The sequence below is a fragment of the Nocardioides iriomotensis genome (genome assembly GCF_004168035.1).
Lineage (GTDB): Bacteria > Actinomycetota > Actinomycetes > Propionibacteriales > Nocardioidaceae > Nocardioides_B > Nocardioides_B iriomotensis.
On record NZ_SDPU01000018.1, the window covers coordinates 113,077 to 133,994 of the forward strand.

The window sequence follows — 20,918 nt, forward strand, 5'->3', positions numbered from 1 at the left end:
GCGGGCGTCACATCTGCGGCGCCGCCGCAGCGCGCGACCGACCAGTCCGACGCACGTCCTCCAGGGGTGTCTTGATGACCAAGATCGAAGTGACCGTCGACGGCGCGAAGTACGCCGACGACGTCGAACCACGCATGCTGCTCGTCCACTACCTGCGCGAGCGGCTCGGCAAGACGGGCACCGTCGTCGGCTGCGACACGAGCAACTGCGGCGCCTGCACCGTCCACGTCGACGGCAGGAGCGTGAAGTCCTGCAACATGCTCGCCGTCCAGGCCGACGGCCACGAGGTCACCACCGTCGAGGGGCTGGCCCAGGACGGCGAGCTGCACCCGGTGCAGAAGGCCTTCCACGAGTGCCACGCCCTGCAGTGCGGCTACTGCACGCCCGGCATGATCATGCAGTCGATCGACCTGCTCAACGACAACCCGAACCCCTCCGAGGAGGAGATCCGCACCGGGCTCGAGGGCAACCTCTGCCGGTGCACCGGCTACCACAACATCGTGAAGGCCGTGCAGACCGCCGCGGGAGGTGCCCAGTGACCGCCACCCAGGAGCGCACGTCGTCGGGCGAGGTCGGACGCGACCGCCGCCGCAAGGAGGACCAGCGCCTCATCACCGGGCGGACCCGCTGGACCGACAACATCCAGCTGCCCGGCATGCTGCACCTCGCGATGGTGCGCAGCCCCTTCGCGCACGCGCGGATCACCAGCATCGACACCAGCGAGGCCAAGGCCGCCACCAACGTCGTCGCCGTGCTGACCGGCGAGGACGTCAAGGACGAGCAGGGCAGCCTGCCCAACGCCTGGCCGATCACCCCCGACCAGAAGGCACCCCCGCACCCCTCGATCGCCGTCGACCGGGTCGCGTTCGCCGGCGAGATCGTCGCCGTCGTCGTCGCGCGCTCCGCGGCCGAGGCCCGCGACGCCGCCGAGCTCGTCGACGTCGACTACGAGGAGCTGCCCGCGGCGCTCGACCTCAAGGACGCCGCCAACGACACCACGCTGGCCCACCCCGACCTGGGCACCAACAAGTCGGCGTTCTGGAAGTTCGACTCCGCCGAGGCCGGCACGGGCGGGAACGTCGACGAGGCGATCGAGAAGGCCCGCGGGGACGGCATCGTGATCGAGCGGGAGTACCGCCAGCAGCGGCTCATCCCCGCCTTCATGGAGCCCCGCTCGGTCGTCGTCGACCCGACCGGCGAGCAGATCACGGTGTGGTCGGCGACCCAGATCCCGCACATCCTGCGCTTCCTCATGGCCGCCGTGCTCGGCGTCTCCGAGGCGAAGATCCGGGTCATCGCGCCCGACGTCGGCGGCGGCTTCGGCGGAAAGCTGCAGACCACGCCGGAGGAGTGGGCCACGTTCATGGCCGCCCGCCGCCTGGGCAAGCCGTGCAAGTACACCGAGACGCGCTCCGAGTCGCTGATGGCCGGCCACCACGGCCGCGACCAGTGGCAGAAGCTCACGTTGTCGGCGACCAAGGACGGCACGGTCACCGGCCTCAAGGTCGAGCTGCTCGCCGACATGGGCGCCTACATCTCGCTCGTCGGCGGCGGCGTACCGGTGCTCGGCGCGTTCATGTTCAACGCGATCTACAAGTTCCCGGCGTACCAGTTCAACTGCCAGACCGTCCTGACCAACAAGACCTGGACCGACGCCTACCGCGGCGCCGGCCGGCCCGAGGCGACGTTCGCGATCGAGCGGCTCATGGACGAGCTGGCGGTCGAGCTCGGCGTCGACCCGCTGGAGGTCCGGGAGAAGAACTGGATCAAGCACGAGGAGTTCCCGTTCATTACCGTGTGCGGCCTGGAGTACGACTCCGGCAACTACGAGGCCGCCACCGCCAAGGCCAAGGAGATGTTCGGGTACGACGAGCTCCGGGCCGAGCAGCAGCGCCGCCGCGACAGCGGCGACCCGGTCCAGCTCGGCATCGGCGTCTCGACGTTCACCGAGATGTGCGGGCTCGCGCCGTCGCGCGTGCTGGGCTCGCTCGACTACGGCGCCGGCGGCTGGGAGCACGCGTCGGTGCGGATGCTGCCGACCGGCAAGGTCGAGGTCATCACCGGGGCGTCCGCGCACGGCCAGGGGCACGAGACCGCCTGGTCGCAGATCGTGGCCGACCGGCTCGGCGTCGCGTTCGAGGACGTCGAGGTGCTGCACGGTGACACGCAGATCGCGCACAAGGGCCTCGACACCTACGGCTCGCGGTCGCTGGTCGTCGGCGGCGAGGCGCTGGTCAAGGCCGCCGACAAGGTGGTCGAGAAGGCCAAGCCGATCGCGGCGCACCTGCTCGAGGCCTCCGCGGACGACCTGGAGTTCAGCGGCGGCAAGTTCAGCGTCAAGGGCACCGACAAGGGCATGGCGATCGGCGAGGTCGCGCTCGCGACGTTCGCCGCCCACAACCTGCCCGACGGCGTGGAGCCGTCGCTCGACAGCGACGCGACGTACGACCCGGTGAACTTCTCGTTCCCGCACGGCACCCACCTGTGCGCGGTCGAGATCGACACCGAGACCGGCGGCGTGAAGATGCGCAAGTACGTCTGCGTCGACGACATCGGCAACATCGTCAACCCGCTCATCGTCTCCGGGCAGGTGCACGGCGGTCTCGTCCAGGGCATCGCGCAGGCGCTGTTCGAGGAGGCCGTGCACGACGAGGCCGGCACGCTCGTCTCGGCGTCGTTCGTCGACTACCTGGTGCCGACCGCGGCCGACACGATCAGCTTCGACACCGCCCACACGACGTCGCCGTCGCTGACCAACACGCTCGGCACCAAGGGCGTCGGCGAGGCCGGCACGATCGCCTCGACCCCGGCCGTCGTCAACGCCGTCGTCGACGCGATCCGGCACTTCGGCGTCGACGACGTGCAGATGCCCTGCACGCCGGCCCGCATCTGGAAGGCGATCCACGCGCACGACCAGGGCGGAGGCACGCCGACACCCGGGGACGCCGCTCCCCACTTCGACGAGCAGGACGTCGCCGACCGCACGGCCGGCGCCGACGACACGGCCGGAGGTGCGCAGTGATTCCCGCCAAGTTCGACTACGTCGCCCCCACCTCCGTCGAGGAGGCGCTGTCTGCACTCGCCGATGCCGGCGACGACGCCAAGGTCATCGCGGGCGGGCAGAGCCTGCTGCCGGTGCTGCGGATGCGGCTCAACGCGCCGGAGGTGATCATCGACCTCGGCCGGATCGACGCGCTGCGCGGCATCCGCGACGACGGCGACGCCATCGTCATCGGGGCGATGACCACCCACGCCGACGTGCAGGCCGACCCCCTGGTCCGCGAGCACGCCACGCTGATCACCAAGGCGGTCACCGAGGTGGCCGACCCGCAGATCCGGCACCGCGGCACGTTCGGAGGGGCGCTCGCCCACGCCGACCCCGCGGGCGACCTCGGGGCCCCGGCGCTCGCCCTCGACGCGGAGTTCGTGATCGCCGGCTCGGGCGGCACCCGCACCGTGGCGGCCAGCGACTTCTTCGTCGACCTGTTCACCACGGCGATCGAGGACGACGAGCTGCTCACCGAGGTGCGGATCCCGAAGAAGACCGGCTGGGGCGCGCACTACGAGAAGTTCGTGCGCGTCGCGCACCAGTGGCCGATCGTCGCCATCGGCGCCGCGGTCAAGGTCGACGGCGGCACGATCAGCGAGGCCCGGGTCGGCCTGACCAACATGGGCTCGACGCCGCTGCGCGCCACGTCCGTCGAGCAGGCGCTGGTCGGTCAGCCGGCCACCGACGAGGCGGTCCGCGCGGCCGCGGCGTCGGCGGGCGAGGGCACCAACCCGCCGAGCGACCTCAACGGCGACGCCGACTACCGGCGGCACCTCGCCACGGTCCTGACCCGGCGGGCCGTGCTCGCCGCCGCCGGAGGCTGACGCCTATGGGCATGGAGCTCACGCACAGCTTCACGGTGCCGGCGGGCGTCGACGAGACCTGGGAGGCGTTCCAGGACATCGAGTCGGTGGCCGGGTGCTTCCCGGGTGCCACCGTCACCTCGGTCGAGGGCGACGACTTCCAGGGCTCGTGCAAGGTCAAGCTCGGGCCGATCGCCCTGGTCTACAACGGCTCCGGCACGTTCGTGGAGAAGGACGAGGCGGCCAAGCGGTTCGTCGTCGACGCCAAGGGCAAGGACAAGCGCGGCAACGGCACGGCGGGCGCGAAGGTCACCGCGTCGTTCGCCGAGGCCGGCGGCGCCGGGTCGACCGAGGTCACCGTCGTCACCGACCTGGCGATCACCGGCAAGCCGGCGCAGTTCGGCCGCGGCGTGATCCAGGACGTGTCCGACAAGCTCCTCGGCCAGTTCGTCGCTTGCCTGGAGCAGAAGGTCGGAGGCGGCGGACCGCCCGGCGACACCGGCACGGTCGGCACCCCCGCACCACCCACGGGCGAGCCCGCCGTCGAGGCGGTCGAGCCCGCGGGTGCCGAGACGCCGCCGCCCGCGTCGCCCGCCGCGCCCTCGGCCCCGGCGCCACCGCGTGCCTCGGCGCCCCGGGCGGAGTCGCCGCGCGCGGTCCCGGCACCCGACGACGACGATGCGCTCGACCTCGGCGCCACCGTCCTGCCGATCCTGGCGAAGACGTACTGGAAGCAGGCCCTCGGCGGGCTGCTGGTCCTCCTCGTCATCTGGCGGATCCTGCGCCGCTGACCTGCCAGGTCGGCCCGCCCGATCGGAGAGTGCTGCACCCGGTCAGCCCTCACTAGCGTCGATCACGTCGACGACAGAGAGGGCTGACATGGGCGCGAACGGCTGGTTCGAGACGGTGGCGGAGGCCCAGCGACGGGCGAAGAAGCGGCTGCCGCCGTCGGTGTACAGCGCGCTGCTCGCGGGCTCCGAGGCCGGCGCGTCGTACGACGACAACACCCGTGCCTTCGCCGAGCTCGGCTTCGCCCCGCACGTCGCCGGGCTGAGCGCCAAGCGCGAGACCGGCACCCGCGTGCTGGGGCAGGACATCTCGCTGCCCGTCGTGATCTCGCCGACCGGCGTCCAGGCGGTGCACCCCGACGGCGAGGTCGCCGTCGCCCGCGCCGCCGCCGCACGCGGCACCGCGATCGGCCTGTCGTCGTTCGCGTCCAAGCCCGTCGAGGAGGTCGTGGCCGCGAACCCGCAGACCTTCTTCCAGATGTACTGGATGAACGGAAAGGACTCGATGGCCGCCCGCATGCAGCGCGCCCGCGACGCCGGCGCGGTCGGTCTCATCGTCACGCTCGACTGGTCGTTCTCTCACGGCCGCGACTGGGGCAGCCCGTCGATCCCCGAGAGGCTCGACCTGCGGACGATGGCGAGGTTCGCGCCCGAGGTGCTGCGCCGGCCGCGCTGGCTGCGCGACTTCGCGCGGAGCGGGCAGATCCCCGACCTGACCACGCCCAACCTGGTCGAGGGGGACGGCAGCGGCGGGCCGGCACCGACCTTCTTCGGCGCCTACGGCCAGTGGATGACGTCCGAGCCGCCGTCCTGGGAGGACGTCGCGTGGATGGTGCAGGAGTGGGGCGGGCCGTTCCTGCTCAAGGGTGTCTGCCGGGTCGACGACGCCCTGCGCGCCGTCGACGCCGGCGCGACCGGGATCTCGGTGTCCAACCACGGCGGCAACAACCTCGACGGCACGCCCGCGCCGATCCGGGTGCTGCCCTCGATCGCCAGGGCCGTCGGCGACCAGGCCGACGTCCTGCTCGACGGCGGCGTGCGGCGCGGCAGCGACGTGGTCAAGGCGGTCGCGCTGGGCGCCAAGGCGGTGATGATCGGGCGCGCCTACCTGTGGGGGCTCGCCGCCAACGGCCAGGCCGGTGTCGAGAACGTCCTCGACGTCCTGCGCGGCGGCATCGACTCGGCGCTGCTCGGTCTCGGCCACTCCTCGATCCACGACCTGACCCCGGACGACGTGCTCGTGCCCACCGGCTTCACCCGCGAGCTCGGCGTGCCGCGGACGGCCTGACCGGGATGCCCGTCGCGCTGGTCACCGGCGCCGCGCGCGGGATCGGCGCGGCCACGGTGGCGGCGCTGGCCGACGACGGGTACCAGGTCGTCGCGCTCGACGCGTGCGCCGGCGACGACGGCACGGTCGGCTACCCGCTGGCGTCGCGCCAGGACCTGGACGCCGTCGTCGAGCCGTACGGCGACCGGGTGCTGCCGTGGGTCGCCGACGTGCGCGACGCGGCCGCGGTGCACGCCGCCGTCGACGCCGCCGTGGCGCGCTGGGGGCGGCTCGACGCTGCCGTCGCCGCTGCCGCCGTGATCGCGGGGGGACGGCCGCTGTGGGAGACGCCGGCGCGCGACCTCGACCTGCTCTGGGACGTCGACCTCCGGGGCGTCTGGCACACCGCCGCTGCCGCCGTACCGGCGATGCTGGCGGGTCCCGACCCGGGCCGCGGCCGATTCGTCGCGGTGGCGTCGGCGGCGGGATCGCGGGGCCTCTACGCGCTGTCGGCGTACACCGTCGTCAAGCACGCCGTGGTCGGCCTCGTCCGGGGCCTCGCGGCCGACCTGGTCGGCACCGGGGTCACGGCGGTCGCGGTCTCGCCGGGAGCGACGGACACGGCGATGCTGGCCGCGACGGCCGGGCTCTACGGGATCGACGACCCGGCGGCGCTGGCCGGCCACCAGCTGCTCCGGGAGCCGCTCACCCCGGCCGAGGTGGCGGCCACGATCCGGCACTGCTGCGGCCCGGAAGGGCGGGTGCTGAACGGCTCGGTCGTCGCCGCCGACGGAGGCTTCGCGTGACCGTGGCGTCGACTCGTACCTACCCGTTCGGGTAGGTGACGCCCGTCACGCGGCGGGTGTCCCGGCCCCGCCCGGTCCCTAGCCTGGGGAGTCGGGGGCGGGTCGGCCTCCAGCGCCGGCCCGAGCGGCTGCGAGCGTGGAGAGGCAGGGGTACCGTGACGTCAACCACCCTTCCGATCGGGCCCCACGTGACCTCTCCGACCACCCCGGTGCCGCCGCCGCGTGCGCACGCACCGGAGCCGCCTCAGCTGGTGAAGTTCCACGCCCCGGAGATCGTCTTCGGCGTCGGCTCGCTCGGCGAGGCGGGGTTCGCGGCCGGCCGGCTGGGTGCGCGCCGGCCGTTCGTGGTCACCGACCCGGGCATCATCGAGGCCGGCTGGGTCGACGAGCTGCTCGGGCACCTGCGCGAGTCGGGGCTGCGCCCGGTGGTCTGGTCCTCGGTGACGCCGAACCCGAAGGACCGCGAGATCCGGGCGGCGTACTCCTGCTACCGCGAGGCCGCGGCCGACGTCATCATCGCGATCGGCGGCGGCTCGTGCATCGACGCGGCCAAGGGCGTGGCGATCCTCTCCGGCAACGACGGCGACATCCTCGACTACGCCGGTGTCGACCAGGTGACCAACCCGATCCCGCCGCTGCTGATGATCCCGAGCACCTCGGGCACCGGCGCCGACGTCTCGCAGTTCTGCATCGTCACCGACACCGAGCGCTCGGTGAAGATCACCATCATGGGCCGCGCGCTCGTGCCGGACATCTCGATCACCGACCCGCGGCTGCTGGTCACGATGCCCGAGTGGCTCAACGCCGCGACCGGCCTCGACGCGCTCACGCACGGCGTCGAGTCGTTCGTCTCGCTCGCCCACAACCCCCTCGCCGACCTCCACGCGCTGCGCGCCGTCGGTTTGGTCTGCGGCAACCTGCGCACCACGATCCACGACCCGCGCGAGGAGCAGGCACGCGCCAAGATGGCGCAGGCCAGCCTCAACGCCGGCCTCGCGTTCACCAACGCGATCCTCGGCGCCACCCACGCGATGAGCCACCAGGTGGGCGGCCTGCTCGACGCGCCGCACGGCGTCGTCAACGGCGTCCTGCTGCCGCACGTGATCCGCTACAACGCACGGGCCACGCCCGAGCGCTTCGTGGACCTCGCTGAGTCGGCGGGGCTCGACGTGTCCGGCATGCCGGGGGAGGAGGCGGCCGAGCTGCTCGCCGACCTCGTCCGCACGCTCGCCGACGACGTCGGCGTACCGAAGAACCTCCGTGCGCTCGGGGTCAGCGAGGCCGACATCCCGCGGCTGGCCCTCACCACGCTCGACGACGCGTGCCTGACCACCAACCCGCGCGCGGCCGACGGCCACGACGTCGAGACCCTCTTCCGGGCCGCGCTGTGACCAGCGACCCCGTCGGCGACGAGCGTCCCGGGCCCAAGCGCCCGGACCTCGTCACGCTGACGGGCGTCCGCTCCGGGAAGCGGTCCTACTACCGCGCGTACGTCCGCTCCGACGAGCGGCTGCAGCGCGCGGTCCGCGCCATGGACTCGATCTCGCGGGCGCTGGTCCGCACGGTCGAGGGGCCGCGCGGCCTGCTCGAGGAAGTCGCCCGCGCGGCCGCCCAGCACCTCGAGGCCGAGTGGACGATCCTCGCCCTCGGCGACGGCCACCTCACCGGTGCCCGGCCGCGGTTCCTGGTCGTCGACGCGACCGGCGAGGTGTTCGGGTCCGACGGCGAGCTGCCCGGACAGGTGCGCCGCGAGCTCGGCGCGATCCGGGCCGGGCACGCGGTCCGGGCGTTCGACGACAGCCGCTGGGTGCGGGTGCCGATGAGCCTCGAGGGTCGCCAGGTCGGCAGCCTCGCCGGGCTGCACGGTCTCGAGGTGCAGCCGGAGCCCAGCGACCTGTCGGTGCTGCGGATCCTGGCCAACCAGGCCGCGGTGTCGCTGCACACGTCGGAGCAGTACCAGGCCGGGCTCACCTTGCACCGCCGCGCGCAGCGGCTGTACGACGAGGCGACGGCCCAGGCCCAGCACCTCGCCGAGCGCACCCGCGAGCTGCGGCAGGCCGAGCAGCGGCTCGTGCTCGCCCACCAGCGCGAGCTGCTCGACGCCGAGCGGCACCGGATCGCCCGCGAGCTGCACGACAGCGTCACCCAGTACGTCCTCTCCGCCGGCATGGCCGTCGAGGTCGCGCGCGGCGACGTCGACGCCTACGCCACGGGCGCGCGCGACGGCAGCCCGGAGGGGGCACGGCGCGTGCTCGAGCAGCTCGAGACCGCCAAGAAGCTGTCGCAGGAGGCCGTCGACCAGCTGCGGCGCGCGATCTACGCGCTGCACCAGACGCCGCGCGAGACCGTGTCGACGCTGCCCGAGCTGCTGCAGGAGGTCACCGAGCACCACCGGCCGCAGCTCGACGTCGGGCTGCACGTCGAGGGCGACGTGGTCATGCTGGGCAACGATGCCGACCACGAGATCGCCCGGGCCGTCGGCGAGGCGATGTTCAACGTCGCCACCCACGCGCGCGCCACCCGGGCCGCCGTACGCCTGAGGTACCGGACCGACGAGATCCTCGTGTCCGTCGCCGACAACGGCCAGGGCACGCCGGCCGAGCTGAGCCGGATGCTCCGCGTCGAGCGGCGCGGCTCGCCCGACGGGCGGCACCGCGGCCTGGCCAACATCGAGACCCGCATCGTCGAGCTCGGCGGGACCGTCGCGTTCCGCCGCGCCCGGCTGGGCGGGGTGCGCGTCGAGATGCGCGTCCCGCTTCCGCTCCCGGCCAACCCGCGCCGCGGGATCATCAACGAGCTCGTCGGGACCGGCCGGCCCGCGAGCACCGACGTCGACCAGGAGGCCTGACGTGGCGACCCTGACCCCCACCGACTCCCGCTCCGACGGGACCGCCGACGCACCCGATGCCGTCGGCATCATGCTCGTCGACGACCACGCGATCGTCCGGCAGGGCCTGCGCAGCATCCTCGAGCGCGAGTCCGACCTGCGTGTGGTCGCGGAGGCGTCCAGCTCCGCCGAGGCGCTGGCCGTGGTCGAGCGTGCCCGGCCGCAGATCGTCCTGCTCGACCTCAAGCTGTCGACCTCGTCGGACACCGAGGGGCTCGAGCTCTGCGCCGCCCTCGTCGAGCGCTACCCCGAGCTCGGCGTGCTCGTGCTGACGACGTTCCTCGACGAGCGGCTCGTGCTGGCGGCGATCCGTGCCGGCGCCCGCGGGTACGTCGTGAAGGACGTCGACACCTCGGCGCTGATCCGCGCGATCCGCGACGTGTCGCGCGGTGAGAGCGCGTTCGACGCGCGCAGCGCCGCCGCGATGGTGCGCGGGCTCAACGCGCCGCCGGTCGAGGAGTCCAAGCACCTCACCTCGCGCGAGTGCGAGGTGCTCAAGCTCCTCGCGCGCGGGCTGAGCAACAAGGACATCGGCGAGCAGCTCTACATCTCCGAGACGACCGCGAAGTTCCACGTCGGCAACATCCTGCGCAAGCTCGGCGTCTCGCGCCGGGCCGAGGCGGTCTACGAGGCCTCGAAGATGGGCGTCATCTGACCGGGTGATGAGTTCTCGCGGCTCCCACCGTCATACGGGTGACACCCCGAGACGGAAGGATGACGCGATGACCGTGACGACGCGGCCGGAGGAGCCGAGCGTGGAGAGTCTGGGCGAGGTCGGCGAGCGGGAGTTCGCCGGTCTGGCGGAGCGGCACCGGCGCGAGCTGCACGTGCACTGCTACCGCATGCTCGGGTCGTTCGAGGACGCCGAGGACACCGTGCAGGAGACCTTCCTGCGCGCCTGGCGGCGGCGGGAGACCTTCGAGGGGCGGTCGACGTTCCGGGCCTGGCTCTACAAGATCGCCACCAACGCCTGCCTCGAACTGCTCGCCAAGCGCCGGCCCGAGCCCGCGACCGGCGGCGAGGTGCTGTGGCTGCAGCCCTACCCGGACCGGCTGCTCGACGAGCTGCCGACGGATGACGTCGACGAGCCGGAGTCCGTCGCCGTCGCACGCGAGACGATCGAGCTCGCCTACCTCGTGGCCGTCCAGCACCTCGCGCCCCGGCCGCGCGCCGTCCTCATCCTGCGCGACGTGCTCGACTGGCCGGCCAAGGACGTCGCCGACCTGCTCGGGGACTCCGTCAACTCCGTGAACAGCGCGCTCCAGCGGGCCCGTGCCGGAATGCGGGAGCACCTGCCCGCCGAGCGGCAGGACTGGACCGGCGGCGAGCTCGACGACGCGACACGGGACCTGGTGCGCCGCTTCACCGACGCCAGCCTGGCCAAGGACGTCACCACCGTCGCGACGATGCTGCGCGACGACGTCCGATTCTCGATGCCGCCGACTCCGGGCGTGTACGTCGGTCGCGACGCCGTCGTCGCCAACTGGGTCGCGGACGGCTTCGAGGACCTCCCCGAGCTGCGCGCCGTCCCCACCTCCGTGAACCGGCAGCCGGCCGTCGCCTACTACATCTGGAACGCGAGCGCGGAGGCGTTCGTGCCGCTCACGATCGACGTCCTGCGCATCTCGGGCGGGACCGTCACCGAGGTCTTCATCTTCCACGCCGACCGGTTCCCGCGCCTCGGCCTGCCCGAGCGCCTGCCGGCCGACGGCTCGGGGGTGACGTCATGAGCGTCGCGACCGTGCCGAGCCCACCCGCCACCTACGCGCGACGGCTTCGCCGGCTCCTCGGCGCAGGCCTCCTCGGCGTGCTCGCGGCGATGGCGGCCACCACCCTCGCCGCCGCCCTCGCCGAGGCGCTCGGCGTCACCTTCGAGGTGCCCGCCGGCAGCGGCGTGCCGATCCCGTTGCCCGGGTTCGCCTTCGTGACCGGCGTCTTCTCGGTCGTGGGCGTGCTCCTCGCCGCGGCGTTCCTGCGATGGAGCGCTCGCCCCGCTCGGCGGTTCGTCCGGACGACCGTGTCGCTGACCGCGGTCTCGCTGGTCCCGCCCCTGCTCGCCGAGGCTGACACCGCCACCACGCTCGCACTCATGGGGCTGCACCTCATCGCCGCCACGGTGATGATCCCCGTCCTCGCCCGACGCCTCTGACGCCGGGCCGACGCCCTACTTGGTCGTGTGCCGGTGCTCGACGACCACCAGAGTGATGGCGACGAGCGCGCCGATCGCGGTCTCGACGCCGCGGTCCACGATCAGGGCGCGCGTCGACGGCTGGGCGGCGACCGTCCCCATCAGCAGCGCCATCGGCGTGATGAACAGCAGGGCGAGCGCGTAGTTGCGAGGCACGAGAAGCTCCGTGACCACCTGCAGCGCCACGACCACCAGGACGATCGGCACTGGCTCGAGGCCCAGGCTCAGCAATGCCGCGGCGGGCAGGAGCCCGAGCGTGGTGCCGGCGATGCGGTGCCCGGCGCGCAGAACCTGGTGCTGGCGGCCCGGAGCACTCAGGGGAGCGGCTGCCGCCACCATCGCCCACCACGGATGACCGATGCCCACGGCGGCGGCAAGAGCACCGGCGACGCCCACGGCGACGACGTACCTCAGTGAGTCGACCGGGCGAGGCGACCGGAGGCTGGGACGGCCCGGCTGGGGTGCGCCGGGCGAGGGCGTCGACGTTGCCCACGACCAGCGAGAACGCGGCGCTGGCCGTCGTGACGGCGACGGCGGCCGGGAGGTCCGACCAGCCACCGGGGGGCCGCTGCGACCGTCCCGAAGGCGAAGATCAGGAACAGCGGGCCCGGCGGGCGCCGGCGTCGACGGCCGCGAGGACGGCCCCCAGCATCACGGAGGCGAGCAGGGCAAGGCCGGTCGTGGCCTGCATGACCGCCCGGGGAAGGTGCACGTGGTTCCGCCCGTACAACGACGTGAACGCGCCGAAGGCCGCGTAGATCGCCCACGGTGCGCGATCGATCAGGACGACCGTCAGGAGCGGGACGGCGACACTGAGCCCGGCCCGCAGGGCGACGCGGTGGCCTCCGGGGGGAGCCGGCCGCACGTGGACGAGGTCGCGCACCCCGAACGTGAGTGAGGTGCGTGCCGGCGCGGACGTCGCCGGTGGCCGGACCAGACCTCCGGTCAGCGCGCGTGGCGGTCCAGCGCACTCGTCCACATGCGGGAGATCAGGTGGCTCATGGGATAGCGCTGGATCAGGAACAGCATGACCTTGTCCCGGGTGCGGCGGACGTCGGTGTAGGTCCACTCGACCTGGAGGTGGCTGCCTGCGTCGCCGTTCGGTCCGATCCGGACCGAACCGGTGCCGGAACCGCCGTAGCTGCTCTCGACCACCGTCCAGCTGACCACCGCGGGGTCGGACCAGTCGTAGCGGGCCACGACCCAGAACGGCGAGCCGGGCGTGCTCTCGCGAGCCACCGCCCACGAGTCGCCGAGCTCGCGCACCTCGTACGTCGTGGGGTCGAGCGTGCGGTTCCAGACCTGGAGCCGACGATCGGTGAAGTCGGTCAGGGCCTGTCGGACCTGCTCGGGTGAAGCGTGGGTGGTCACCTCGAATCGCACGCGACCAGTGGAGCACCGCACCCACGGTCACGTCACTACCAGGTGCGCACCCAGAGGCAGTGCTCCGAGTCGCGGAGCCGCTCGATCGCCTCCGAGGAGAGGGGTTGGGTCGCGTCGGACACGACGTAGCCCAGGTGGTCCTTGGTGGAGAGGTGCTGGTCGACGACGTTGTCGCCCGCGGCGGCGAAGACGGCGTTGAGGTGGGCAAGCACCCCCGGAACGTTGTGGTGGAGGAGGCCGAGCCGGTGGCCGGCGTCCAGCGGCGGCGTAAGGACCGCCGGGAGGTTCACCGACAACGCCGTGCTGCCCTCCAGGGCGAAGCCGGCGAGCTTCTGCGCCACGAACTGACCGATCTCCTCCTGGGCCTCCTGGGTGGAGCCTCCGATGTGGGGCGTCAGGATGACGTTGTCGAGGCCACGCAGGACGGACTCGAAGGAGTCGCCCTGGGCCTTCGGCTCGACGGGGAAGACGTCGACCGCCGCGCCGGCGATGTGCCCGGACACGACGTGGTCGCGCAGCGAGTCGTAGTCCACGACCATGCCGCGTGAGGCGTTGAGGAACAGGGCGCCCTGCTTCATCGCCGCGAACTCGTCCGCGCCGAACAGCCCGGCGTTGCCCGGTCGCCCGTCGACGTGCAGGCTGACCACGTCCGCGACGCCGAGGAGCTCCGCGAGCGACGTCATGCGGCGAGCGTTGCCGTGGGCCGGCCGGTCCGCCTTGTCGTAGAAGACCACGCGCATCCCCAGCGCCTCGGCGACGTTCGACAGCTGGGTGCCGATGTTGCCGTAGCCAACGATCCCCAGGGTGCGGCCACGCACCTCGTGACTTCCCCGGGCAGACTTGTCCCACACGCCGTCGTGCATCCGTTGGGTCTTCTCGGGAAGTCGTCGGGTGAGCGCGATGATCTCGCCGATCACGAGCTCGACCACGCTACGCGTGTTCGAGTAGGGAGCGTTGAAGACGCCCACGCCCTTCTCGGCCGCCGCGGCGAGGTCGACCTGGTTGGTGCCGATGCAGAAGCAGCCGACGGCCTCCAGGAGCGGAGCGGAGTCCAGCACGCGCTCGGTGACCTTGGTGTTGGACCGGATGCCCAGCAGGTTGACGTCGGAGAGGGACTCGACCAGCTCTGCTTCGGACATGGCGCCCGGGTGGGTCACCACCTGGTACCCGCGGTCTTCCAGCACCTCCACGGCGGCCGCATGGATGTTTTCGAGGACGAGAGCCTTCATGGCCACCACCGTAGGGGGACCGAGGAGGCCCTCCGGACGGGCGGTACCGGCGTGGAACGGCAGGACGAAGCGCGAGCTGCCCGCCGTGACCGACCACCACCCGACCGGGTCACGCGAGCCGCACGTGACCGGGTCGTGTGTGCCGGGTGACTCGCGCACGAGTTACGTAGGGATCTCCGTAGTCGTGCGGAGGCCGCATCGTCGCGGGTGCGCCACGATCGAGATCGACGGGGCAGCCCGATGCGCAGTTCCTGGGAGGGACACAGCGATGCACCAGCCGTTACAGCGATCCGACCTCCTGCAGATCCTGCTGGTCCCGAGTCCTCCGTGCCTGCGCCTGTACCTCCGGGGGGAGCTGGACCTGTGCAGCGCAGTGGAGATGCCCTGTGACAGCTGGTCGTCGCGGCCAGATCTGACCAAGGTCCTGGTCGATCTGCGTGAGCTCACGTTCTGTGACGCCGCCGGCCTCAACGCGCTGCTGACCTTCGGCAGGATCCACGAGGCGCAGGGCCGGTCGGTCGCCGTCGTCCGAGCCACCCCGTTCCTGCGGCGGATGATGCGTCTCTGCGGGATCACGGACAGGCTGTCGACGGCGGCTCCAGCCAGCAGGTCCGCGCTGGTCTGACCATCACGCGGTCGGTCGCACCGCGGGTGGCGGACCAGGATCAGCGCTCCCTGACCTGCCGATCCACCATCCACGCGGCCACCTGGGTGCGCGATCCGAAGCCGAGCTTGCGCAGGATGTTCTCCACGTGGGTCTCCACGGTGCGCTGGGAGATCCCGAGCTGCTCGGCGATCTCACGGTTGGGGAGCCCGGCACCCACGACGCGGGCGACCTCGAGCTCCCGTCGCGTCAGGGTGACCTGTTCCTCCGGCGCCTCCGCGGCCGGGGTCTCCAGCGCGTAGGCGAGCACCTCCTCGTCGGACAGCGCGGCACCTCGGCGGAACGCCGCACGGAAGCCAGGGTCGCTCCGGTCGATCCTGCCCAGCTTCTCGGCTCGCCGCCGGGTCGCCGACAGGCAGGACACCGCGTCAGGGTCCACTCCGAGGTGCCGCCACAGGGCCTGTGCGGCGCCGAGCAAGGTCCCGGCGCGCTCGGTCCGCCGCTCGGCGGGGGCCGCCCACGCCAGCGCCTCGAGGATGTAGGCGACGGCCAGGCGGTCACCGAGGTCCGCCTTCATCGCGAGCGCCCGGTGCTCGAGCTCGGCGGCCTCGCCCGGGTTGCCGAGCAGCAGGGACAGCGTGCCCAGCGCCGCCAACGCGTAGGAGCGCAGGTGGACCTCTCCGGCAGGTTCGGTCAGGTCGACACATCCCTGCAGCGTGGTACGCGCGCCGTCGAGGTCGCCGGCGAGGCCGCGGCACAGTGCCAGGACCAGGAGTGCCGAGGACTCCAACGGCCGGTCGTCCGCGGCTCTCGCGACGGTCACGGCCGCTTCGGCCGACGTGTGCGCCTCGGCGGGACTGCCGCGCCAGAGGGTCTCGATGGCGCGCGCGAGGAGCACGTGGGCGCGGACCGGGTCGTCGTCGGCGTCCCCGGCCAGCAGCGCCTCGGCCTCGTCCAGCATCGACCGGCCGGTCGCCGCGTCCCCCTCCACCGTCGCGATCCAGCCCGCCATCGCGAGGGCGCGAGCACGGATGCTCGCCTCCGCCGCGGCGACCGACAACGCGCGCGCCAGCCAGTGCCGGGCCTCGCCCAGCCGCCCGGTCGCCGTCCAGTACGGCTCCAGAGCGGTCACCACCTCCAGGGCCTGCACCGCGTGCCGGGGATCGCCGACCGCGTGCTGGAGTGCCTCGCGCAGGTTGCCGTGCTCGCGCCGCAGGGTGCGGTACCAGCCGGGCTGCTCCGCGCCGGCCTGGTCCGCGCCGGTTGCGGCTCGGACCAGGTCGGCGTACCACGCAAGATGCCGATCCCTGCCGATCTCCCGATGTTCGGTGGTCAGCTGTTCGGCGGCGTACTCCCGCAGTGGCTCCGACAGGCGAAAGCGCACGTACGACGCCCCGTCGTCCTCGCGGGTGAGCACGGACTTCTCGAGAAGTCCGTCCACGAGGTCGAGCACGTCCCCACCGTCGATGCCCTCGCCCGCGCACACCGCCTCGGCGGCCTCCAGGGGGAATCCTCCGGTGAAGACGGACAGCCGGGCCCACAGCGTCCGCTCGTCCGGGGTGCACAGGTCGCTGCTCGCCTCGAGCGAGGCGCGCAGGGATCGCTGGCGGGCCGGCGCGTCTCGCGCTCCCTTGGTGAGCAGTCGCTGACGGTCGCTGAGTCGGTCGAGAATGCCCTGGGGTGACAGCACCGGGACGCGGGCCGCCGCCAGCTCGACGGCGAGTGGCACCCGCTCGAGCGCCTCGCAGAGCCCTCCGATGGCAGCGGCGTTGTCCTCGGTGAGCCGGAACGACGGCAGCGCGGCCGCCGCCCGGGCGGCGAAGAGCGCCTGCGCCTCGTCGGCCGCCAGCGGCCCGACCTGCACGACGACCTCACCGGTCACGCCGAGTGCCCGCCGGGAGGTGGCCAGCACCCGGAGCCGAGGTGCCTCGGTGAGCAGGGCCGAGACCAGTTCCACCGCCGCCTCGAGCATCGTCTCGCAACCCTCGAGCACCAGGAGACCCACACGGTCGGCGACCGCCGCGGCGACGTCACCGGCGCCCGCGGAGCCGTACGCCAGGTGGACGCCCATCGCGCCCGCCACGGCGTGCCCCACGAGGTGGTGATCGACCAGATCGGCGAGGTCGACGGCCCACGAGTCCTCGCGGTGAGCCCGCTGGTAGTCGGCTGCGGCGGCGCGCGCCAGGGAGGTCTTGCCGATCCCACCCGGCCCCGAGAGCGTGACCAGCCGGGCCGACCCCAGCGTGCGTCGCAGGTCGGCGAGCTCCTGGCGGCGTCCCAGCAGAGCATCAGCCGGACGCGCCGCCACCGCGGCCGGCCACGAAGGGGACTTCGGTTGCTGCGTCGGTTGCCGCATGAGAGCCGGTTAGTAGCCGTACGGCTTCGCCGGACCGAAGTCGTACGACAGCGGCGGCGCGTCGTCCTGGTGCGCGGCGCACCACTGGTCCCGCGGAACCGACGACGAGAGAGGCGGCGCATACGACTCCGTGGCCAGCAACGTCTGCGCGGTCGAGACAGCCTCGGCCTCGATCGACGCGGCGACGACGGCACGCGCCCAGGGAGTCGGCGCCGACACGAGCGCCTCGGCGTTGCGCCAGGCGCCCTCGCGCCAGCCGGAGACGACCTGGAACATGGTGAGGTTGCCGAGTCCGAGCGGGTCGTTCGCGTCGTCGGCGGTGGCGTCGAAACGGGCCGCGAACTCGGCCAGCAGCGGCTCGGTGGCGGTGTAGAGCCACTTCTCGACCGCGTCGAAGTCCGGCTTGCGCGACGACCCGTCCGGCGCGACGAGCCCGACCCCGGCGAGCACGAACGGCAGGTCGCGGTTGATGTGGGCGTTCATGCCCAGAAGCAGGCTCCCGGCAGCGGAGACCTGCTTGTCGCGCGAGGCGTCGAAGGCGATGCGCCACGCCTCGGGCACCGAGGCGCGGTCACCCGAGCGGTAGGCGTAGTAGGCGTCGGTGTAGTACTTCGCGAAGACGGCGTCCTGGTGGTTGGCGAACGGCACGTCCTCGTAGTAGCCGGGGATGTCCCGGCTCCACCGGTAGGTCTGTGTCATGCGCAGGTAGGCACGGGCGAAGATCGCGTCGTGCGAGCATCCCTCTGCGGTGGGGTCGGCGATCCGCGACAGCTCCTTCAGCGTCGCCTTGAGACAGGGGTCGCGACCGGCGACGCAGGCGTTCTCGCTGGTCGGCACGAACTCCTCGGTCCAGCCTGCGAGGTACGACGACCACGCCACGTTGGGCTGGGTGGACGCCGACGCGACCGGCCCGACCGCGACGAGCGCGACCACCAGCACCCCCGTCAGGACTCCACCCGACCATCGGGCACGACGCACGAACTTGGCGGACAACGTGACTCCCTCCCCAGGCAGCGCGATGCCTAGTGATTGTGCCCACGAGGCACGCCGACGCCCCCACTGTCTAGCCCGATCGGTCTAGCCCGATCGGGCTACGCGTGGCGCTGCGCGGACACCCACGCGGCCACCTGCTCCCGCGAGGTGAGGCTGAGCTTGTCGAGGATCCTGGAGACGTGGCCCTCGGCGGTGCGCTGGGCCACGACCAGCCGCTCGGCGATCTCCCGGTTGGTCAGGCCCTCCGCCACGAGCACGGCGATCTCGCTCTCCCGCCGCGTCAGGCGGACCCCGTCACCGGGCGCGTTCGCGGTGCCGGTCAGCGGCGTACGGCGTCCGGCGGCGAGGGCGACCGCCTCGTCGAAGCGCAGCGCCGTCCCCTCCTCGAACGCCCTCACGAAGGCGGCCTCGCCCAGACTCTCGCGCGTCCGGGCCATGCAACGGTCGTGGTCCTCGTGCAGGTGGCCGAAGAGGCTCGCCCCGATCGAGTCCAGGGCGGCCCGGACCGCGCCGAGGAGCTGCGCAGCCTCCGTGGAGCGGCCCGCCTCGGACTCCGCCCACGCGACCACCTCGACCGACATCGCCATGCCCATCCGGTCGCCGAAGGGCTCCTTGAGCCGGAGCACGTCGCGCGCGTAGGTTCGCGCCCGGGCCCCGTGCCCGAGCCGCCACTGCACCAGTGCCTCGACCCACCGCGCCAGGGCCGCGCACCAGCGCTCGGAGACGGCCTCGCTGAGCGCGATGCACTCCTCGGCGTAGGCCATCGCGCGGTCCGGGTCGTTCAGCGCGGCGTACGCCGTCGCGAGCTGGACGAGCGCGAGCGGCACCCCGAAGGGGTCGGTGCCCGCTCTGTGCAGCGCCAGGGCCTCCTCCAGCAGTGGAGGGGCCGCGGCGAGCTCGCCCCAGAAGACCGAGGCCAGTGCCAACCCGTGCAGGGCGTGCGCACGCCACGTGGTGTCCCCGGCTGCCGTCGCCGCCGCGAGCGCCTCTTCGAGCAGCGGCCTGCCGACCTCGATCTGCCCCTGGAGGACCGCCAACCGGCCGGCGACCACGAGGCCCGCGGCGCGCGCGCCCCGCTCCTCGACCGACGCGTCCGTGCTCGAGGGCGGCAGCTGGCCGAGCAGCCGCTCCACCCACGCCCTGCCCTCACCGAAGAGCCCGGCCATGACCCAGTAGTGCTGCAGCACCGAGACCATCCGCAGGCCCTCGACCGCGTCGGTGGGGTTCCGCCCAGGGGGTTCGAGTGCCGCGCGCAGGTTGTCGTGGTCGGCGCGCAGCCGGGCGAACCAGTCGACCTGGGACGGGCCGAACACCTCCCTGGCGGCGATCGCGGCCTGCCCCGCGTACCACCGGCGGTGTCGCGCGGCGTACCGCTCCTTGTCCCCGGACGCGACCAGGCGCGCCTCTCCGTACTCCTGCAACGACTCCAGCATGTGGAAGCGGGCCACCCCGCCGATCTCGACCAGCTCGCGCACGAGCACCGACTTGGCCACGAGTCCGTCGACGACGTCGGGAAGTACCGCGTCCGGAAGGTCGTCGTCGCAGGCGACGGCCTCGAGGGCGGCGAGGTCGAACCCGCCGCTGAAGACCGACGCGCGGGCCCACGCCAGCCGCTCCTGCGGCTCGAGGAGGTCGTGGCTCCAGTCGAGGAGTGCCTGGAGGGTCTGCTGCCGGGGCAGCGCCGCCCGGTCCCCGCGGCTGAGCAGGGCGAACCGGTTGCTGAGCCGGTCGAGAATCTGCTCCACGGTCAGCGACCGCACCCGCACCGAGGCCAGCTCGATCGCGAGCGGCATCCCGTCGAGCCGGCGGACGAGCTCGGCCAGCGCGTCCTGGTTGTCCGCCGTGACGCGGAACGAGGACCAGCTCGCGCCGGCCCGGTCGACGAAGAGGCGGACCGCGTCGTAGCGCATCACCGCCTGCGGGGAGCCGGCGCGTTGTCCCGGGCCCGGCATGGGCAGCGGTGGGACGGTGAGCACGAGCTCGGCGGGCAGCGCCAGGGCCTGCCGGCTGGTCGCCAGGACCCGGACGCCCGGGCAGCCGGACAGCAGCTCGGCCACGAGCGCCGCGGCGGCGTCCTGGACGTGCTCGCAGTTGTCCAGGACCAGCAACAGCTGCCGGTCGCGGAGGTGCGCGACGAGGCGTTCGGTCGGGCTGCCGCCCTGGGCGGATCGGAGTCCCAGCGCCGCGACCACGACCTCGGGCACCAGCTCGGGAACGTGAACGCTCGCCAGCTCCGCGAGCCGGGCGCCGTCGGCCATCCTGCGCTCCAGATCCGCCGCCGCGCGCAACGCCAACCGCGTCTTGCCGATCCCCCCGGGGCCGAGCAGCGTCACCAGCCGGTGCGTGGCCATGCCGGTGCGTACCGCGGCGAGCTCGTGCCTCCGCCCCACGAAGCTCGAGATCTCCGCGGGCAGGTTGCTCCGCCGTTCCGCCGGGCTGTGACCCATCGCAGGGGCAACCCTAGCCGCGCTGCGACGGCCGCGTCGCCGCACACGTAACGCATCGGATCTGCTGGCGGCAGGGGAGACCCTGGCGCCCGGTGACCGGGCAATCCTGGCTCGTGGA

General features: G+C 72.9%; 19 protein-coding genes. 12 read left to right on the forward strand and 7 right to left on the reverse strand.

The features are described from left to right. Nucleotides 1–74 precede the first annotated feature (74 nt). The 11 genes from ETU37_RS06385 to ETU37_RS06435 all read left to right on the forward strand — a co-directional run bounded on the left by ETU37_RS06385 (nucleotide 75) and on the right by ETU37_RS06435 (nucleotide 11,749). Nucleotides 75–539: a (2Fe-2S)-binding protein gene (locus ETU37_RS06385; RefSeq protein WP_129986416.1), complete on the forward strand. Its 465-nt coding sequence runs from the start codon at nucleotides 75–77 to the stop codon at nucleotides 537–539. Then, nucleotides 536–3,022 carry a xanthine dehydrogenase family protein molybdopterin-binding subunit gene (locus tag ETU37_RS06390; RefSeq protein WP_129986417.1) on the forward strand — a complete coding sequence of 829 codons (2,487 nt, stop codon included), beginning with the start codon at nucleotides 536–538 and terminating at the stop codon, nucleotides 3,020–3,022. Before ETU37_RS06385 ends, ETU37_RS06390 begins: the two co-directional genes overlap by 4 nt. Next, nucleotides 3,019–3,873 carry an FAD binding domain-containing protein gene (locus tag ETU37_RS06395; protein WP_129986418.1) on the forward strand — a complete coding sequence of 285 codons (855 nt, stop codon included), beginning with the start codon at nucleotides 3,019–3,021 and terminating at the stop codon, nucleotides 3,871–3,873. Before ETU37_RS06390 ends, ETU37_RS06395 begins: the two co-directional genes overlap by 4 nt. 5 nt (nucleotides 3,874–3,878) lie before the next feature. After that, the gene (locus ETU37_RS06400; RefSeq protein WP_240755572.1) at nucleotides 3,879–4,643 is read left to right on the forward strand and encodes an SRPBCC family protein; all 765 of its coding nucleotides are present in this window, start codon (nucleotides 3,879–3,881) and stop codon (nucleotides 4,641–4,643) included. An 88-nt stretch (nucleotides 4,644–4,731) separates the two neighbouring features. After that, nucleotides 4,732–5,928 carry a pre-mycofactocin synthase MftD gene (gene mftD / locus ETU37_RS06405; RefSeq protein ID WP_129986419.1) on the forward strand — a complete coding sequence of 399 codons (1,197 nt, stop codon included), beginning with the start codon at nucleotides 4,732–4,734 and terminating at the stop codon, nucleotides 5,926–5,928. Between the two features lie 5 nt (nucleotides 5,929–5,933). Then, on the forward strand, nucleotides 5,934–6,713 hold the full coding sequence (locus ETU37_RS06410; protein ID WP_129986420.1) for a mycofactocin-coupled SDR family oxidoreductase: 780 nt from the start codon (nucleotides 5,934–5,936) through the stop codon (nucleotides 6,711–6,713). A gap of 188 nt (nucleotides 6,714–6,901) precedes the next feature. Beyond that, nucleotides 6,902–8,104 (forward strand): iron-containing alcohol dehydrogenase, encoded by a 1,203-nt coding sequence (locus ETU37_RS06415; protein ID WP_240755574.1) that lies wholly within the window; start codon nucleotides 6,902–6,904, stop codon nucleotides 8,102–8,104. Further along, complete coding sequence (locus ETU37_RS06420) at nucleotides 8,101–9,561, forward strand: MadS family sensor histidine kinase (protein WP_129986421.1); 1,461 nt, start codon at nucleotides 8,101–8,103, stop codon at nucleotides 9,559–9,561. The genes ETU37_RS06415 and ETU37_RS06420 overlap by 4 nt, the downstream gene beginning before the upstream one ends. 1 nt (nucleotide 9,562) lies before the next feature. After that, entirely contained in the window at nucleotides 9,563–10,255 is a 693-nt protein-coding gene (locus ETU37_RS06425) for a MadR family response regulator transcription factor (protein WP_276319673.1), read from the forward strand. A 67-nt stretch (nucleotides 10,256–10,322) separates the two neighbouring features. After that, nucleotides 10,323–11,330 carry an RNA polymerase subunit sigma-70 gene (locus ETU37_RS06430; protein ID WP_129986422.1) on the forward strand — a complete coding sequence of 336 codons (1,008 nt, stop codon included), beginning with the start codon at nucleotides 10,323–10,325 and terminating at the stop codon, nucleotides 11,328–11,330. Further along, nucleotides 11,327–11,749: a DUF6069 family protein gene (locus tag ETU37_RS06435; protein WP_129986423.1), complete on the forward strand. Its 423-nt coding sequence runs from the start codon at nucleotides 11,327–11,329 to the stop codon at nucleotides 11,747–11,749. Before ETU37_RS06430 ends, ETU37_RS06435 begins: the two co-directional genes overlap by 4 nt. A gap of 15 nt (nucleotides 11,750–11,764) precedes the next feature. On the opposite strand, the gene ETU37_RS06440 is transcribed toward ETU37_RS06435, so the two are convergent. The 4 genes from ETU37_RS06440 to serA all read right to left on the reverse strand — a co-directional run bounded on the left by ETU37_RS06440 (nucleotide 11,765) and on the right by serA (nucleotide 14,400). After that, nucleotides 11,765–12,184 (reverse strand): FUSC family protein, encoded by a 420-nt coding sequence (locus ETU37_RS06440; RefSeq protein WP_165372426.1) that lies wholly within the window; start codon nucleotides 12,182–12,184, stop codon nucleotides 11,765–11,767. A gap of 196 nt (nucleotides 12,185–12,380) precedes the next feature. Further along, on the reverse strand, nucleotides 12,381–12,671 hold the full coding sequence (locus tag ETU37_RS06445) for a hypothetical protein (RefSeq protein ID WP_129986425.1): 291 nt from the start codon (nucleotides 12,669–12,671) through the stop codon (nucleotides 12,381–12,383). Between the two features lie 62 nt (nucleotides 12,672–12,733). Further along, nucleotides 12,734–13,159 carry a hypothetical protein gene (locus tag ETU37_RS06450; protein WP_129986426.1) on the reverse strand — a complete coding sequence of 142 codons (426 nt, stop codon included), beginning with the start codon at nucleotides 13,157–13,159 and terminating at the stop codon, nucleotides 12,734–12,736. A 47-nt stretch (nucleotides 13,160–13,206) separates the two neighbouring features. After that, nucleotides 13,207–14,400, reverse strand: coding sequence for a phosphoglycerate dehydrogenase (gene serA / locus ETU37_RS06455; protein ID WP_129986427.1), 1,194 nt, complete (start codon nucleotides 14,398–14,400; stop codon nucleotides 13,207–13,209). Between the two features lie 268 nt (nucleotides 14,401–14,668). On the opposite strand from serA, the gene ETU37_RS23100 reads away from it, so the two are divergent. After that, on the forward strand, nucleotides 14,669–15,025 hold the full coding sequence (locus ETU37_RS23100) for an STAS domain-containing protein (protein WP_165372427.1): 357 nt from the start codon (nucleotides 14,669–14,671) through the stop codon (nucleotides 15,023–15,025). Nucleotides 15,026–15,065: 40 nt separating this feature from the next. Here ETU37_RS23100 and ETU37_RS06465 read toward each other — a convergent pair whose 3' ends face one another. The 3 genes from ETU37_RS06465 to ETU37_RS06475 form a co-directional block, all read right to left on the reverse strand. After that, the gene (locus tag ETU37_RS06465; RefSeq protein ID WP_129986429.1) at nucleotides 15,066–17,360 is read right to left on the reverse strand and encodes an ATP-binding protein; all 2,295 of its coding nucleotides are present in this window, start codon (nucleotides 17,358–17,360) and stop codon (nucleotides 15,066–15,068) included. Nucleotides 17,361–17,369: 9 nt separating this feature from the next. Beyond that, the gene (locus ETU37_RS06470) at nucleotides 17,370–18,353 is read right to left on the reverse strand and encodes a DUF5995 family protein (RefSeq protein ID WP_129986430.1); all 984 of its coding nucleotides are present in this window, start codon (nucleotides 18,351–18,353) and stop codon (nucleotides 17,370–17,372) included. A 98-nt stretch (nucleotides 18,354–18,451) separates the two neighbouring features. Next, nucleotides 18,452–20,800 carry an ATP-binding protein gene (locus ETU37_RS06475; RefSeq protein WP_129986431.1) on the reverse strand — a complete coding sequence of 783 codons (2,349 nt, stop codon included), beginning with the start codon at nucleotides 20,798–20,800 and terminating at the stop codon, nucleotides 18,452–18,454. Between the last annotated feature and the right edge of the window lie 118 nt (nucleotides 20,801–20,918).